Annotated in this window: 15 protein-coding genes; 1 reads left to right on the plus strand and 14 read right to left on the minus strand. The window is 64.6% G+C overall.

What is annotated here, in order from left to right; genetic code table 11:
* Window positions 1-2: 2 nt before the first annotated feature.
* Window positions 3-1160, minus strand: a complete 1158-nt coding sequence (locus O3300_RS13005) for a DUF1624 domain-containing protein (protein ID WP_305053173.1) — start codon at window positions 1158-1160, stop codon at window positions 3-5.
* 9 nt (window positions 1161-1169) lie between these two features.
* Window positions 1170-3272, minus strand: a complete 2103-nt coding sequence (locus O3300_RS13010; protein WP_305053174.1) for a TonB-dependent siderophore receptor — start codon at window positions 3270-3272, stop codon at window positions 1170-1172.
* Window positions 3273-3543: 271 nt separating this feature from the next.
* On the opposite strand from O3300_RS13010, the gene O3300_RS13015 reads away from it, so the two are divergent.
* On the plus strand, window positions 3544-3864 hold the full coding sequence (locus tag O3300_RS13015; protein WP_305053175.1) for a tetratricopeptide repeat protein: 321 nt from the start codon (window positions 3544-3546) through the stop codon (window positions 3862-3864).
* Between the two features lie 7 nt (window positions 3865-3871).
* Here O3300_RS13015 and bla read toward each other — a convergent pair whose 3' ends face one another.
* From bla to O3300_RS13075, 12 genes are all read right to left on the minus strand, one after another.
* Window positions 3872-4834 (minus strand): subclass B3 metallo-beta-lactamase, encoded by a 963-nt coding sequence (gene bla / locus O3300_RS13020; RefSeq protein ID WP_289898919.1) that lies wholly within the window; start codon window positions 4832-4834, stop codon window positions 3872-3874.
* 57 nt (window positions 4835-4891) lie between these two features.
* A complete protein-coding gene (locus O3300_RS13025; RefSeq protein ID WP_305053176.1) occupies window positions 4892-6655 on the minus strand; it encodes a M56 family metallopeptidase in 1764 nt (587 codons plus the stop codon).
* Window positions 6652-7044, minus strand: a complete 393-nt coding sequence (locus tag O3300_RS13030; RefSeq protein ID WP_305053177.1) for a BlaI/MecI/CopY family transcriptional regulator — start codon at window positions 7042-7044, stop codon at window positions 6652-6654. Before O3300_RS13030 ends, O3300_RS13025 begins: the two co-directional genes overlap by 4 nt.
* 63 nt (window positions 7045-7107) lie before the next feature.
* Complete coding sequence (locus O3300_RS13035) at window positions 7108-8637, minus strand: hypothetical protein (RefSeq protein WP_305053178.1); 1530 nt, start codon at window positions 8635-8637, stop codon at window positions 7108-7110.
* A 74-nt stretch (window positions 8638-8711) separates the two neighbouring features.
* The gene (locus O3300_RS13040; RefSeq protein WP_099664461.1) at window positions 8712-10058 is read right to left on the minus strand and encodes a DUF3422 family protein; all 1347 of its coding nucleotides are present in this window, start codon (window positions 10056-10058) and stop codon (window positions 8712-8714) included.
* A 99-nt stretch (window positions 10059-10157) separates the two neighbouring features.
* A complete protein-coding gene (locus O3300_RS13045; protein WP_305053179.1) occupies window positions 10158-11366 on the minus strand; it encodes a multidrug effflux MFS transporter in 1209 nt (402 codons plus the stop codon).
* Window positions 11363-12037, minus strand: a complete 675-nt coding sequence (locus O3300_RS13050; RefSeq protein WP_305053180.1) for a CerR family C-terminal domain-containing protein — start codon at window positions 12035-12037, stop codon at window positions 11363-11365. Before O3300_RS13050 ends, O3300_RS13045 begins: the two co-directional genes overlap by 4 nt.
* A gap of 122 nt (window positions 12038-12159) precedes the next feature.
* Entirely contained in the window at window positions 12160-12630 is a 471-nt protein-coding gene (locus O3300_RS13055; RefSeq protein WP_251351251.1) for a copper chaperone PCu(A)C, read from the minus strand.
* A 20-nt stretch (window positions 12631-12650) separates the two neighbouring features.
* Window positions 12651-13247: an SCO family protein gene (locus tag O3300_RS13060; protein WP_251351250.1), complete on the minus strand. Its 597-nt coding sequence runs from the start codon at window positions 13245-13247 to the stop codon at window positions 12651-12653.
* Window positions 13248-13309: 62 nt separating this feature from the next.
* A complete protein-coding gene (locus O3300_RS13065; RefSeq protein ID WP_305053181.1) occupies window positions 13310-13675 on the minus strand; it encodes a DUF2946 domain-containing protein in 366 nt (121 codons plus the stop codon).
* A 57-nt stretch (window positions 13676-13732) separates the two neighbouring features.
* Complete coding sequence (locus O3300_RS13070; RefSeq protein ID WP_305053182.1) at window positions 13733-14326, minus strand: hypothetical protein; 594 nt, start codon at window positions 14324-14326, stop codon at window positions 13733-13735.
* A 62-nt stretch (window positions 14327-14388) separates the two neighbouring features.
* Window positions 14389-15090 (minus strand): Crp/Fnr family transcriptional regulator, encoded by a 702-nt coding sequence (locus tag O3300_RS13075; RefSeq protein ID WP_251351247.1) that lies wholly within the window; start codon window positions 15088-15090, stop codon window positions 14389-14391.
* Window positions 15091-15153: the final 63 nt, after the last annotated feature.

A 15153-nucleotide genomic window follows, 5' to 3' on the forward strand; every position in this document is an offset into this window, starting at 1 on the left:
CTTCAGAAATAGCGCACCCACGCCCGTTGCGAAGTGCGCTTGTAGTTGGCGAACGCGCGGCAGGGAAAGTACAGCACGGGCATCAGGGCCAGCGCGATCAGCCACACTTGCCAGACATGCTCGACGCCATACCGGGCACCGTGGTTGGCGCCCAGCACGACCGTCAAGGCGAGGCCGATGGCCAGCAGCAGGTATAAATGCAGCAGATAGTAAAACATGGGCGCGCCGCCAAAGGTGGCGCACGCCCGCGTGAACCAGTTGTCGACGCTTTCCAGCCAGGCCAGGCCCAGCAAGCCCAGGCCCAGAGTGAACAGCAGGAAATCCAGCGACGGCGGATACTTGGTGAAGTTCAGTACGCTCATGACCGTGCGCAAGGCCGTGTCGCCCGCCACCCACGGCAAGGTTTCGCCATACATATTCAAACCGCGCAGCACGGCCAGCAGCAGCAAACTGCCGCCGCCCAGCGCCAGCAACAGGCGGCGCCGTCCTTCGACAGAGCGGCCGCGCGCATACAGGGGGCCGGCCGCATAGCCGAGCACGATCACGCCTATCCATGGCAGCAGCGGATAGCTGACCTTGATCTTCATGGCGCCGTCCGCCACTAGGTAACCCCGTTGCAGCAGCACCGTCAGCGCGTAATAGGCAAAGCTGCCCTCTTCCGCGCGCAAGCCGGTCAACAGATGCTGTCCCGCGATGATCGCCACGCCCAGCAGCGCCAGCACTTTCAATGGCAGCCGGTGCAGCACGGCCAGCGCCATCATGGCCAGGCCGATGACCCAGATCACCTGCAAATACAGCACGGCCGGCGGAAACGCCCCGCTCCAGGCGAAGTTGACGAACACCAGTTCCAGCAGCACCAGCAGCAAGCCCCGCTTGAACAGAAAACCGCTGGCGCTGCGGGGCCCGGCCGCCGGATGCGCGTACAGCCAGGCGGACAGACCCGTCAGGAAGACGAACATGGGTGCGCACACGTGGGCCGCCAGGCGGGTAAAGAACAGGGCTGGATCGACGCTGGCCGCCTCCATCGGGTCGCTCACCTGGTGGTGCAGGAAGACCGTTTCGCGCACATGGTCGAACAGCATGATCAGCATGACGAGGCCGCGCATGACGTCGATGACGGCGATGCGGGCGCGCAAGGTGGTAGTAGAAGTCAAGGTCATGGCGATAGCTTAAAAACGGTAATGCGCATTCAGGGTCAGCGTGCGCTCGGCCCCCGGCGCCACCCACAGCTGACTATAGGAACTCGCATAGTAGCTGCGGTTGAACAGGTTTTCCACATTCACCGCCAGGCGCAGTTTGGCGGTGGGCGAATACGAGGCCAACAATTTGGCCGTCGTGTAGGCCGGCAGGGTAAAACTGCTGCTGACGGCCACGTCGCCCAGGCGCTCGCCCACGTACTGCACGCCGCCGCCCACGCTGGCCGTGCCCGTACCCAGCGCGAACCGCTGCGTGGCGAGGACATTGGCGCTGTGGCGCGGCACGTTGGCGAAGCGGCTGCCCGTCACGATCGTATTGTCGCCGCGCGTGACGCTGGCGTCCGTGTACGCATAGGCGCCCGAGACGCGCAAGCCGCGCGCCACTTCGCCCGACACGTCGAGCTCCACGCCACGGCTGCCCACTTCGCCCGCCGCGATGGCGAAGTCCGTGTTGGCGGGATTCGTCGTCAGTACATTGCGCTTGCGGATGTCGTACACGGCCACGGTGCCCGTCAGCTTGCCCGTTTCCAGCTTCGCGCCCAGCTCATACGAGCGGCTGCGCTCGGCCGGAAAAGCCTGGTTGGCGATGCTGATGCCGCTGTTGGGCCGGAAGCCCTTCGCCGCGCTCGCGTACAGCGACCATGCCTTCGACGGCTGGTAGACGAGGCCCGCGCGGGGGCTGGTGGCCGACAGCGACTGGCGGTTGCTCACGTCCAGGCGATTATTCCTCACGTCCTGCGTGTACGTATCGTGGCGCACACCGACCAGCGCCTTCCATCGCGCGCCCAGGTCGACCTGATCCTGCGCATACAGGCCGCGCGCCCGTTGCCCCTCCTGCGTATCGATGGACAGGGCCAGCGGATCGGCCCTACCGCCATACTCAGGATTGAAGATATCGATGGCATAGGCGTTGGCGGCGGACGGATTGCGCCGCAGCTGCACCCGGTGGTCGTCGAAATGATAGGCGTCGACACCGGCCAGCACCTCGTGCGCCAGGACCCCCGTCCTGAACTTGCCCAGCAACTCGACGCGGGCCGACGCGTCGGTGGCCGAAAAATCGCGGTGGCGGCGCTGGCGGTTCAGGGTGCGGCCATCGGCCAGCAGCTTGTTCGCCTCGGTCGAATAGCCGGTCAATTCGCTGTCGCGGTAAGAGACGCCCGCCTGCACCGTCCAGTCGTCGGACAGCGCGTGGTGGAGGAACAGCTGCTGCCCCAGCGACTTGACCGTCATGGGACCGTCGCCCGGTTCGCCCAGGAAGCGCGAGACGGGGACAAGACCCAGCTGGCCATTGACGGCCACCACGCCCCGGTCGAACGGCGCGCGCTGCCGCACCGCTTCGATTTCATACGACACGGTCGTGTGTTCGCCCAGCAGCCAGAGGAAGGAAGGCGAAAACAGGCTGCGTTCGACCTTCAAGGTATCGCGGAAGCTGTGCCCCTCTTCATGCGCCGCGTTGAGGCGGTAGGCGATAGTGCCGCTCAACGGCCCCGTCAAGTCGGCGGCGGCGCGGCGCGTCTGGAAACTGCCCAGTGAAAAATCCGCGCCATATTCGGGCGTGAATTTCGGCTTTTTCGTCGTGATGTTCACCGTGCCGCCCGGCTCGCCCCGGCCGTACAGGGCCGAAGCGGGGCCTTTCAGCACTTCCACCGCCTGCGTATTGCCGCCGTCGCGCATGCCGTTGTAGCCGCGGCTGGAACTGAAACCGTTGACCATGTAGTCGGAACCGAAATTCGGGTCGCCCGTGAAGCCGCGCATGGCATAGCTGTCCCACAGGCCGCCCAGCGGACTTTGCTTCGCAATGCCGCTGGCCAGGTCCAGCGCGCCGGCCAGGGTCGTCACGCCCGCGTCGCGCAGCAAGTCGCCGGTGAGCACGCGCACGCTTTGCGGCAAGTCCATCAGCAAGGCATCCGTCTTGGTGGCGCCGGTGGCCGACAGGCTGCGGTAGTGCTGGCGCTCGGCCTTGACGGCGACGACATCCAGCCCAGCGGGCTTGTCGGCGGCAGGGTCAGCCGCCAGCACCAGGGGAGAGGCGGCGGCAAGCAAAAGCGCCACGGGGCGGCGGTAAAACACGGACATGGGATTCCTGACAATGGGCAATTCAATGCAATAGGCTTGCATTATAATTGATAATCAATTCTCATTAAAGATTTCATGGAAAATCTGCGCCAAGAACTCCACGGACACTGGCACCTTGGCCGTGGGCTTGACGACCGTTCACATCGGCGTAACGGTGTCTGGCAGCGCGCGGCAAGCTGGTGGTGGATATGGCCGGCTGAACACCGGCTTGTTACTAGCAGGTGGAAGCGTTAATATGCAAGTATACACTTGCATATTAATGAGGCCGGGCATGCGTGAAAAACTGGAAAAACTGCTGGCGCAGGGGCGCGACAACGCCCTGCTGCGCTTTGGCTTGGGAGATGCTTACCTGAAAGAGCATGACGCGCAACAAGCGGCCCTGCATCTGGCGCAAGCCACCGTGCAGCAACCGGGCTATTCCGCCGCCTGGAAGCTGCTGGGCAAGGCTTTGCACCAGCTGGGCCGGCTGGATGACGCGCAAGCCGCCTGGACCACCGGTATGACGGTGGCCCAACAGCAAGGCGACTTGCAAGCCGTCAAGGAAATGACGGTATTCCTGAAACGCCTGCAAAAACAGCAGGCGGCACAGTAAAAACGGCTTAGTGCGCGTGCGCCGCGCCCTTGGCCTCGGCAGGCAGCGTTTCACCCCGCTCCTTCGCCAGGCGCTTGGCCAGCAAGCCGCCCGCTTCGGCCGCATAGGCGCGGCAGGCGCTGGCGTCGATCAGGGGATTGTCCGTGCCGCTGCGCCTGGAGGCCTTGCCCAGCACGTCCGTCGTGCCCGGATGCACGGGGATGATGATGTCGCATGGCAAGGCCGCCACCTTGGCGATGCTCGCTTCGAACGAGGCTGAGATGTCAGGCGTGCCACCCTTGCCCGCGCCCTTGCCTGTATAGCGGAAATCGCCGCTCGCATACGGGTTCAGGCTGTCCGCATACACGACGTCCAGGCAGCGGTCGCCTTCGCACGAGGTCCACGTCCACGTCGTGCCGCCTGGCGTGTGGCCCGGCGTCATGTGGGCAGTCAAGGTCAACGGTCCGACCTTGACGGTATCGCCCTCGCCCACCAGGCTGACCTTGCGCACCTTGGCGACGTGCACGACGGGATTGGCCTGGTACTGCGGATCGTCCTTGCCATTCGTGCCGCTTTGCAGGCCAAGGGCGCCCGAGGCGCTGGCCATCACGGTGGCGCCGCTGGCCCTTTGCAACGCGGCAATGCCGCCCGCATGGTCCCAATGGGCATGCGAATTGAGGATGACTTTCACGTCCTCGATGCGAAAACCCAGCGCCTGGATATTCGCGATGATCAGGGGCGCCGATTGCGGCAGCGCGCCGTCGAGCAGGATATGGCCCTGCGGACTCGTCACCAGCACGGCGGACAGGCCGGCCGTGCCCACGTACCAGGTATTGCCAAAGACATTGAACGGCTTGACGGGCGCGTTCCATTCCTTGCAACTATCACAATTAACAGGTTTGTCCTGCACCGGTGCGGGCGTCTTCGCCTGCACCGCGCCAGCCGCCATGGTCGCAACCGTAGCCAGCATCAACTTCGCCAATAGTGTCATCTTCATCTCCAGAGTGTCAAAAAGAAGGGCGCCCGCACCGGCGCGCCCGGGGGGGTATCAATGCATGCGGCCGGTCCTGTCGGCCAGGGTGTCGCGGATGTGTCCGGCGTCGAGCGAGCGCCGCTGCGCGCCGGCGGCGTCCAGCAGCACCACGGTGACGTGCTTGCCGCCGCTGCGCATGCGCATCGTCAGGCAGCTGCCCGCCGCGTTGCTGCTGCCCGTCTTGGACAGCAAGATGTCCCAGCCCTTGCCGCCCACCAGCGGATTCGTGTTGTGCAAGGTGCGCGTCCTGCCATTGACGGCCACGCTCGCCTGCGGGTGGCTGGTGATGCGCGCGATGTCCGGATAGCGCGCGGCCGCCGCGACGATCTTCGCCACTTCGCTGGCCGTGGACGTATTCGCGGGCGAACTGCCGACCGGGTCCGTCAAGGTGGTGCGGCGCAAACCCAGCTGGCGTATCTTCGCTTGCAAGGCGAGGTGAAACGCCGCGCTGCCGCCCGGATAGGTGCGCGCCAGCGCGGCGGCGGCGCGGTTTTCGGATGGCAGCAGCGCCAGTTGCAACAGCGCGCCGCGCGACACGGCCACGCCCTCGGCCAGCAGGCTGTGGCGCTGCATGGAAGCGTCGCCATCGGCGCGCACGATGCGCAACTGTTCCTCCGGGTCGAGGCCCGCATCGAGCACCACCATGGCCGTCATCAGCTTGGTGATCGAGGCGATGGGCACGACAGTGTCCGCATCCTTCGCCATCAGCACCTTGCCGCTGGCATCATCGAACACCAGCATGTGTTTCGCGCTGACGGGCAAGGCCAGCATGCCGGCGGCGGCCTCGGCCAGGGTCGCCCCGTTGACGGCGGGCTTGCCCTGCACCTGCAGCAGCAGGGTGGCGCAAGCCAGCAACAAGGCGGGCACGGCCAGTTTCCAGCCGGCCGTGTCGGGACCGGGCGCCATCAGGCGTTCTATGCGCGTCAGCAAAGCTCCGCCCCGTGCCGACATCAGCAAGCCGGAATGCTGCGGCACGGCAGCGTGCAGGGATAGCGCATGCAGCGCCGTGGCAAGCTGTTGCGGGTCTTGCAGCGCTTGCGCCGCCAGGGCGTCGGCCACCTGTTCCCGTTCGGCCCGCATGCGCGCCGACAGCCACCAGACGACGGGGTGAAAAAACAGCAGTGCCTCGGCCACGCTTTGCAACAGATTGACCAGGTAATCCCAGCGCCGCACGTGGGCCAGTTCATGCGCCAGCAGCGCTTCCAGCAAGGCGACGGGCATGCCGCTCAGCAAGGCGGCCGGCAGCAGGATGATGGGGCGCCAGAAGCCCACGGTGACGGGGCTGGCCAGGCCCGCGTGCAGCTTCAGCGGAATCTGGCCACTGCGGCGCAAGCCCATGCGCTGCGCCAGCGCATCGAGGCGGCCCTGCCAGATGGCCGGCGCAGCCACCGCCTGGCGGCGCAGCTTGCCGACCCAGGCCAAGCCCAGGCACAGGCGCAAGCTCATCAGGCCAACGCCCGCGCTCCAGGCCAGCACCAGGGCCGGCATCCAGGCTTGCAGCGCCGCGCGCCAGGCGGGCGGCGCATCCACCGGCAGCCGGGCCGGCGAGACGCCCGACAGCAGAGACAGCAGGTGCACAAAGGGAATACACAGGCACAGCAGCAACGCCAGCGCGCAGACGGCATAGCGCCAGCGCGCGCTGGCGTGGCGCAGCAGCCAAAGCAATACGGCAGATACGGCGCCGACGATCAAGCCCTGCCAGACGAAATACAGCAAGACCCAGCCCAGCGCGGGGACAAGGTTGCCCACATCGATGCCGAGGTGCATGTCCAGGTTCATGGCGCCTTGCCATCCTTGCTGCTCAGAATTTTTTCAATTTCCAGGCGTTCCGCGTCGCTCACGTGCTCGCGCAGCGCCGTCAGCACGAGCGCCTTGCCGGAACCGGAAAACACCTTGCCGATCAAGTCCTTGAGCAAGCTGGTCTGCAGCTTTTCCTGCGCTTCGACGGCGGCATACAGCTGCGGCCGCTGGCTTTCGTCGCGGCTCAGCAAGCCCTTGCCATGCATCAATTGCAACTGGCGCAGCACGGTGGCGTAACTGGCGTCGGCACGCTCCGCGGCCAGGGCGTCGTACACGGCGCGGGCGTCGGACGGACCGCGCTGCCACAGGACGCGCAGCAGGTCCAGTTCGGCGGCCGTGGGATGGGGAGTGGAGGTATTTTTTAGCATGACGCTAGAATACCCAGTCTAGAACGCCTTGTCTAGAACTTTTTTTCTAGATTACCGGCAAGCCTAGAATTCGCGCAAGCGGTCGAACAGCTCCAGCAAGGCCGCCTCGTCGACGAGCGCGGCCCCCTGCCCGCCCGCTTGCTGCAATTGCTGCCGCAGCTGGGCAAGCAATTCCGCCAGCACCGTGTAGATTTCCTCGCGCTCGACCGTCTCGATGATGCTGGCGCGCCGCTCGATCTTGTTGAATGCCTCCACATAGGCGGCGACCATCGCTTCCAGCGCGGCGGCGGCCGCCGTCGCCTCCATGGCCGCATCGAGGCTGCGCGTCACGGCCAGCATGTTCTTGTAGGCCAGCGCCGCCTTTTTCGCATACGCAGGGGGAATTTGCTCGCGGCCATCCCAGTCGCGGAACGGGTTGAGCAGGTTTTCAGCCAGCCATTCCGGCTTGCGCGCCTTGGTGACCGACAAGTCCAGCCCCTGCGCCGCCGCTTTCTTGTAGCCGGCCTTGATGGCCTTGGCGACATCCGCTGGCAAGCTGGTCAGCCACAAGGCCGACAGCTGCGGCAATTGCGCGGCCGATGGAAACTCCTCCGCCGTGAATCCGAACAAGTCATAGGCGGTGAACGTCCGCAGCTGGGTCAGCTGCGCAAGGCTGGCCATCTGCGACGCCATTCCCGGTTTACCCCAGATGCGCAAGGAGGTCAGATGGGGAAAACGCCGCGCCACTTGCGCCAGATCAACTTCCTTCATGCCGATCAGCGACAGGCCGCCCAGCTGGCCGAGGCCGTGGAACGGCGGCAGCGCGTGCTTGCACTGCAGTGTCAGGTGGCGGCCATCGGCGCCATCTTCGATGCGCAGCGCCGGCGATGGCGCGCTGTCCAGCGCGAGAAGGTTCAAGCCTTCGTTCAAGACGAGGCTGGTGACGCCATCGGGCTGCAGGATCAGGCGTTCCAGGCCGCTGCCGCTGAAATCGAGCGCATGCACCGTCGATGATTGCCAGTCCAGCTCATTGATGAAGGGATTGCCCTGGATAAACTCCATCAAGGCTTGCGTGCCGTTGCCCGTCTCGATCGACATCAGGCAAGGCAGTTGCTCCAGCTCGGACACGTCGCCCAGCGCCTGCAGGACGCTGTCATTGATTTTCGTCGCGTCCTGGCGGAAGACCTGGCCACCCAAGGTCACTTCACGCTTGTCCGACGCGGCCTTGAACTGCTGGCGCCGCAGCGGATCGATGCGCTCCCAGTTGCGCTGGCGCAGCACGCTGTCGCCCACGTACCAGGCGCTGCGGTAGCTGTTGACTTCCACATCCACCAGCGGCGCGATATTGCCAACGAGCGTATAGCCAGGCGGCACGTTCGCCGTGGCATAGCAGTGATCGTGGCGATTGTTCCAAAAGAAATAATCGCACAGCAGCGGCCGCATGGCTTGCACGGCCGCCGCATCGGGCAAGGCGTCGCCGGTCCAGTCCAGCTCCAGCACGGCAGCTACCGGCCTGGACGAAGACGCATCCTTGATGCGGGTGACCTGGCAAGCCACATACTGCTGCAGCTCGGGCGAAAACACACTGTAAACATCTCCAACATTCGCTAGCACGCAACTTCCTTTTCAAAACACCTGACGGTCGAATGTTGAAAGATAGCAAAAATGACAGCGCGATGTCGTCCTGTTCAGTCCGCGTGCAGCTTGTGGTGCATGCGGCGCAGTCCCAGCCACACGGCGGCCGCCACGAACGGCACCAGGGCGCCGACGAGGATTTCCGGGTTCACGGGCAAGCCCAGCACCTTGGCCGCCTTGCCCGTGTAGCTGAACAGGCCGATCACGTAATACGAAATGGCGGCCACCGACAAGCCTTCCACCGCTTGCTGCAGGCGCAGCTGCTGCGCGGCGCGGGCGTTCATCGATTGCAGGATTTGCCGGTTCTGCAACTCCTGCACGATGCCCACGCGCGTGCGCAGCAAGTCATTCGTGTTGGCGATGCGCTGGGCCATCGCTTCCTGGCGGCTGGCCATCGCTGCGCACGTATTCATGGCGGGCGTCAAACGGCGGTCCATGAATTCCTCGACCGTGGGGATGCCTTCGATGCGCACTTCGCGCAACTCGTCGATGCGCGCCTTGACGAGGCCCATGTAGGCTTTCGAGGCGGAAAAACGGTAGCTATTGTCGAGCGACAGCTTTTCAATGCGGGCCGCCAAACGCGTGATGCGGTCGAGCAAGGTTTGTTCGGCCACGCCTTCGTCGGCCTTGACCAGACCCGGCGCGTCGTCCGTATCGACCATGGCGGCCGCCAGGGTCGCCAGTTCATTCTCGATGGCATTCAAGGATGGCGCCGCCTGCATGGCGTAAGGCAGGCCCAACAAGGCCATCATGCGGTAGGTTTCGATTTCCAGCACGCGCTGCACCAAGCGGCCCGACTGCTGCGAACGCATGCCCGCGTCGCGGATGACGAAACGGCTGAAACCGTCGGACTGGATGGTGAAATCCGTCCACAATTCGCCGCCCTGCAATACCTTGCTGCCGGCCAGGGTATTGCCTTCGAACACGCGCGACAAGCCTTGCATGAAGATCTCGGCCGGCTCGGTCGCTTGCTCCAGCACCACGTGCGCCGCCACCATCAGCTTGCCCTTCAAGCCCGCCAGCCATTGCTGCGGCAATTGCGCCAGCGGCATGCGCTCGAACGCCTGCTCCAGGGGCACGGCGGTACCAGGATGCTCGGCGAAGGTGAAGGTGGCAAATTCCGTGTGGCATTCCCATTTCAGGCGGAAGCGGCCGAAGTCGTAGTAAAAATACTTGGCTTCGGTGCTTGGCGGCGTGACGCCGAAATGCGTGCACAGGGCCGCCAGGGTGGCGTGCTGGGCCGCCATATTCGACGCACCGGGCGCCGCGCTGTCATCTTTATACACGGCCAGATGGGTGATCAGCTCGGGGGCGTCGAGCTGCAAGAATGGCCGCGAGTGGATTTCCGCGGCCAGCGGCACGCGCAAGGCGTGGTTCAAACTGGAGTTAATCAAGTGCATGATAGCCAAAGGTAAAGTTGCAAAACTGCTTAGACCCGCGCGGGTCTGATTGTCACAGTGTAACAAAGCAGAAAGCATGCCATCCTTTTCAAACTCCACTCATGCCGTTTTAACAACTCCCAGCGCGCCCTGCGCCGCGTCCTGGCGCGTGCCCATCCACCAGAAAAACGCGGCCAGCACCACGGCCGACGCCTGTCCCAGCGCCAATTTCAATGCGCTGTCGAACAGCAGCGGTGCGACAAAACCGGACACCAGCGCAAACACCAGCATTTGCACGAAGTTTTGCAACGAGGCGGCAAGGCCCCGCATCTGCGGGAAGATGTCGAGCGTCGACATGGTCATGCCCGGCAAGGCCAGCGACATGCCGAACGCGTACAGCATCACGGGCACGACGGCGAACGGGATGCCGGCCGCGAACCAGTGGTTGTAGGCTATGTTGAGCGCGCCCGTGGCGGCCATGGCCAGCAAGCCCCAGCGCACCAGCACGGTGCTTTTCACCGCATGGGCGAGCTTGCCCGACAGCGCCGAGCCGCCCACCAGGCCCGCCACCATGGGGATGAACATCCAGCCGAACGCCGTTTCCGGCAAGCGCAGCAATTCCAGGATGAAATGCGGCGCGGACGCGATGTACAGGGCGAAGCCGCCAAAGGCGAAGGCCACGGCCAGCGAACGCAGCAGGAAAGCGCGGTGGCGCAAGGCCAGCCAGTAATTGCGCGCGATGTTGCCTGGGTGGAAGGATTGGCGTTGCTCGACGGCTAGACTTTCCGGCAAGCCTTTCAGGCAGGCGAGCGCCAGCAGCACGGTGACGGAAAACGTGAAGACGAACGTCGATTGCCAGCCATACGCCACGTGCAGCCAGCCGCCGATGATGGGGGCGATGGCGGGCGCGATGCCGAACACCATCATGATATTGGCCAGCATCTTTTGCGCGGCCGCGCCCGACAAGCTGTCGCGCACGATGGCTTGCCCGATCACCCTGCCCGCCCCCGCCGAAGCGCCCTGCATGCCGCGGAAGAACAACAGCCAGCCAAAGCTGGGCGCGAAGGCGGCGCCGATGGAGCCGACGGCAAAGATCAGCAGCGAGGCGAGGATCACGGGACGGCGGCCGAAGGAGTCGGACAAGGTGCCGTAGAACAAGGTCATGAAGGCATACCCGGCCAGGTAGACGCTCAGGGTCTGCTGCACCAGCACGCTGCTGACGTCGAAATGCGTGCCGATCGCGGGAAACGACGGCAGGAAGGTATCCGTGGCGAACGGGCCCAGCATGGCCAGCCCCGCCAGCACCAGGGTCAGGTTGCGCGCCTTCATGCGGCCGCCTGCGCGGCATGCTGACGGCGCAAGCCATCGAGGGCCGCCAGCGAAAACGCGGCGACATGCTGCGCGATGCTGGCGGTGCCCGCCTCGTCATAGGTGATTTCCGGCGCCACCAGTTCATGCACGATGCGCGAACGGGCGTAGAACACGGCCTGGCCGATCACGCTGAACACGCATTTCTGCACCACGTCGGCCGGCATGGCCTGCCCCACCACGCCACGGATCAAGCCCGTAAACAGCGCATGGTGCGCGCGTACATCGCGGTCTGCCAGCATGTGGATGGCGGCCGTCGGCTCGATCAGTTCGCGCGCCACCAGGCGGCTGAACAGCGAAGCCGGTCCCGGACGCAGCATGTCGAATACCATCGACTGTATCGCCAGGCGCAACTGTTCCACGGGCACCACGGCTGCCGCAGTGCCGGCGTCCGGCGCGGCAGCGGCCGAGGCACGCGCCAGCGCGCGCGCATGGTCGAAGGCGGCCAGGTACAGCTCTTCCTTGCCATGAAAGTAATAATTGACCATCGCCACGTTCACGTGGGCGGCTTCGCAAATCCGGCGCACGGACGCGAGCCGGTAGCCTTCGTCGGCAAACAGCTGGACCGCCGCTTGCAGGATGCGCGCGCGGGCCGGTTCCGTTTCCTGCTCGCTTCTCTTTTCTTCCGTCATGCCATTCCCATCATTTAAACAGCTGTTTAATATTGGATGGCATTATATCAAACAGCCGTTTAACTTTCAGGCGGTCGCAAAAAAGCCCGGCGAACCGGGCTTTTCAAGGGTGTATCGGCAGCTTAATGCTTCATGGCCGGCATCGGGGCCGAGGCGGCGCCCAGCGGACGGGCCACGGCATTGACTTCGATGGTTTCGCGGCGCTTGTCCTCGCCTTCGACGACGAGGGTCAGCGGAATCTTGTCGCCCGCCTTCACCTGTCCTTTGAGTTCCAGCAGCATGACGTGGTAGCCGCCCGGCTTCAGTTCGACGGCTTTGCCGGCTGGCAAAGCGATTTCCTTGACCTGGCGCATGCGCATCATATTGTCCGTCATGCTCATTTCGTGGATTTCCGCCACGCCCGCCACGGGCGAGCGCACTTCCAGCAGGCGCATGGCTTTCGGCGCCGTGATCTGCATGAAGGCGCCCGTGGCTTTTTGCTGCGGCACGGTGGCGCGCACCCACGGGTCGGTGATTTGCACGGACGTCTGGGCAATGGCGGAGAAGGACAGCACGGTCAGGGCCGCGGCCAGCAGGGTTTTGACATGGGTCATGATTATTCCTTTCGTGATAGTTACAAGGTGTATTTCGATTTCATCAAGGTCTTGATGTCCTGCACGCACTCGTCGCCCGTCAACTGGTGCTTCAAGCCCAGGCGCATGCGCCCCTCGTTATCGAGCACATAGCTGATGGCCGTGTGGTCCATCGTGTACGAGCTGCCGCTGGGCACGCGGCGGTAGAAGACCTTGTAATTGAAGGCAGTCTGCGCCGTCGCCTGCGGGTCCGTGCGCAAACCGAGGAAGCTGGGGTCGAAGGCGCGCATGTATTCGCCCAGCAACTCGGGCGTATCGCGCTCGGGGTCGATGCTGATGAAGATCACTTGCAGCTTGTCGGCATCGGCGCCCAGCTTCTGGCGGATTTCCAGCGCGCGCGACAGGGCCGTCGGGCAAACGTCCGGACATTGCGTAAAGCCAAAGAAGACCATCACATACTTGCCCTTGAAGTCGGCCAGGGTGTAGACCTTGCCGTCGGGGCCGCTCAATTTGAAGTCGGGCTTGTAATCGCCTCCCGTCAAGTCGAGGCCGTTGTAATGGGGTTTGGGCGCTTGTTCGCAAGCGGCAAGCGTGAGCAATCCCGCCGTGCCGGCGAGAAGGAAAAGACGACGTTTCATGGCATTCTGGCCCGATGGGCGTAGTGGATACAGTTAAGACGTGGAAAGCGTGACTGCTGCGTTCAGGCAGCCGCAGGGGGGCCGCGCGGGCTGGCGGCCAGCCACGCGAACGGGGCCCGCGGCGCCTGGTAAAACAGGGGCGGATACAGGTCGTGGCCCGTGATGACGGGCAGCGTCGATGACGACGGCGGCGGCAAGCCCACGCTGCCCGCATGGCTCATGCAGAACGGGCAATGCTCGATGTGGTGCAGCACGGAATCGGTGGCGGACTTGGCGGCCGGCGCCAGGTCCGCTTGCGTGTAGACGGCGCCGCTGGCCGAGCAGATTTCGACGGCGGCATTGTTCGCGTTGGCGTGCAGCGAGGCAAACGCATACGACAGGGATGGCGACAGCGCATTGAGCAGTATCGCCAGGCAGGCGAACCACATATGCCACTGTTTGCGCTTCAATAATGATCCCATGGCCCCGATTATAACGGAGTCTGGCTATCCGGGCGCCTGGCCGCGCAGGAACAGGCTGGGACGCACGCCCGCCACGTCCACGCAGGCGTCGCAAAACGCGGGGATCGAGGCAAAGCCGGAACCGGCCGCCACTTGCGCCAGGTCGCGTTCGCCGTCTTCGTCGTCGGCATCCGCTTGCGCCGCCGTGTGCAGCGCGTGCGCCAGGCGCTGTTCGCGCACCAGACTGAGCAGTGCCTCGCCCTCGGCAAACAGGCGCGCCCTGGCCTTGTGCGGCGTCACTTGCCACAGGGCCGCCAGGCGGGCCGCCGTCCACTTGCCTTGCGGCGTATCAAAGATGTGCTGCGCCAGCGCCTGGCTCCAGCGCTTGCCGCCGCCGTGGCCGCCCTCCGCCTCCTCGCCTTCCAGCGCCAGGGTGAACACGGCCGGCTTGCCCCGCCCCGGCATCACGTCGCAGGCGAAGCGCAAGAAGGCGGGCACGACGAAACTGTCGCCGCTGGCCAGTTTCTTGGTGGCGATTTCATTGTGCAAAGTCACAAAACCCTGGCGCACGGTAACGCGCAGCCGGAGCGGAAAGCGCAAGCCCAGCAAGTGCAAGGGGTGATCGGAAACGAGGGCCATGCGTCAGGTCAAGGTGGTGAACGAGCCGCCAGCATGCCACACATCGCGCGCCGGGTCTGTCATCACAGCGACGCCACGCCGTAGCGGCGCAAGCCGTCGAGGTCGACGACGCGGATGGATTGGTAGGCGATGCTGATCAAGTTCAGCTCGGCCAGATGGCCCAGCGCCTGGTTCACGCGCTGGCGCGAAATGCCCGTCAGCAAGCCGATTTCTTCCTGCGACAGCTCAAGCACGCTGGACGTGCGCGGATATAACATGGGGTGGAACAGTTGCGCGATGGCTTGCGCCACTTGCGCGTCGACGGCCAGCAGGCGCTGGTTCTGGATGGTGGCGATGAATTGGCCCATGCGCTCGTTCAGTTGGCGGATGACGAAGGCATTGAAGGAGAGGCTCTCGGCCAGCAGCAGGTGAAACAAGTCCACCGGCACGAGGAGGATGCTCGATGCGCGCACGGCCACCACGTCGTAGCGGCGCAGTTCGCGCTTGAGCACGCTGCCCTCGCCGCACCAGCCGCCGGCCGGCACGCCGGAAAACGTGGCGCCGCGCCCATCGGCGTTGTAGACGGCCAGCTTGATCAAGCCCGTGTGCACGCCGATCCAGTGCGCCGACGGTTCGCCGCGCCGCGTGATGAAGGCGCCCGCCTCGTAATGCCGCAGCACGCTGTCGGCGCGCAACAGGGTCTGATGCCGCGCGTCGAGGGCCGTGAACCAGTCATGGCTGTCGAGTTCTGGCACGGCAAGGCCTACACTATCATTGCTATCCATTCCACCCTTCAGTTGTCACTAAGATGACAGTGATTTTCCAGCACCGGTGCTATGCTAACCGGT

It is taken from the genome of Janthinobacterium sp. SUN206 (assembly GCF_030587305.1).
Lineage (GTDB): Bacteria > Pseudomonadota > Gammaproteobacteria > Burkholderiales > Burkholderiaceae_D > Janthinobacterium > Janthinobacterium kumbetense.

What these genes read in the sequence shown, in the direction of transcription:
- O3300_RS13065 (WP_305053181.1), bottom strand. Translation starts at nt 13,675, where the DNA reads ATGTGGTTCGCCTGCCTGGCGATACTGCTCAATGCGCTGTCGCCATCC.
- O3300_RS13040 (WP_099664461.1), bottom strand. Translation starts at nt 10,058, where the DNA reads ATGCACTTGATTAACTCCAGTTTGAACCACGCCTTGCGCGTGCCGCTG.
- O3300_RS13075 (WP_251351247.1), bottom strand. Translation starts at nt 15,090, where the DNA reads ATGGATAGCAATGATAGTGTAGGCCTTGCCGTGCCAGAACTCGACAGC.
- O3300_RS13045 (WP_305053179.1), bottom strand. Translation starts at nt 11,366, where the DNA reads ATGAAGGCGCGCAACCTGACCCTGGTGCTGGCGGGGCTGGCCATGCTG.
- O3300_RS13070 (WP_305053182.1), bottom strand. Translation starts at nt 14,326, where the DNA reads ATGGCCCTCGTTTCCGATCACCCCTTGCACTTGCTGGGCTTGCGCTTT.
- O3300_RS13015 (WP_305053175.1), top strand. Translation starts at nt 3,544, where the DNA reads ATGCGTGAAAAACTGGAAAAACTGCTGGCGCAGGGGCGCGACAACGCC.
- O3300_RS13060 (WP_251351250.1), bottom strand. Translation starts at nt 13,247, where the DNA reads ATGAAACGTCGTCTTTTCCTTCTCGCCGGCACGGCGGGATTGCTCACG.
- bla (WP_289898919.1), bottom strand. Translation starts at nt 4,834, where the DNA reads ATGACACTATTGGCGAAGTTGATGCTGGCTACGGTTGCGACCATGGCG.
- O3300_RS13025 (WP_305053176.1), bottom strand. Translation starts at nt 6,655, where the DNA reads ATGAACCTGGACATGCACCTCGGCATCGATGTGGGCAACCTTGTCCCC.
- O3300_RS13005 (WP_305053173.1), bottom strand. Translation starts at nt 1,160, where the DNA reads ATGACCTTGACTTCTACTACCACCTTGCGCGCCCGCATCGCCGTCATC.
- O3300_RS13055 (WP_251351251.1), bottom strand. Translation starts at nt 12,630, where the DNA reads ATGACCCATGTCAAAACCCTGCTGGCCGCGGCCCTGACCGTGCTGTCC.
- O3300_RS13030 (WP_305053177.1), bottom strand. Translation starts at nt 7,044, where the DNA reads ATGCTAAAAAATACCTCCACTCCCCATCCCACGGCCGCCGAACTGGAC.
- O3300_RS13050 (WP_305053180.1), bottom strand. Translation starts at nt 12,037, where the DNA reads ATGACGGAAGAAAAGAGAAGCGAGCAGGAAACGGAACCGGCCCGCGCG.
- O3300_RS13010 (WP_305053174.1), bottom strand. Translation starts at nt 3,272, where the DNA reads ATGTCCGTGTTTTACCGCCGCCCCGTGGCGCTTTTGCTTGCCGCCGCC.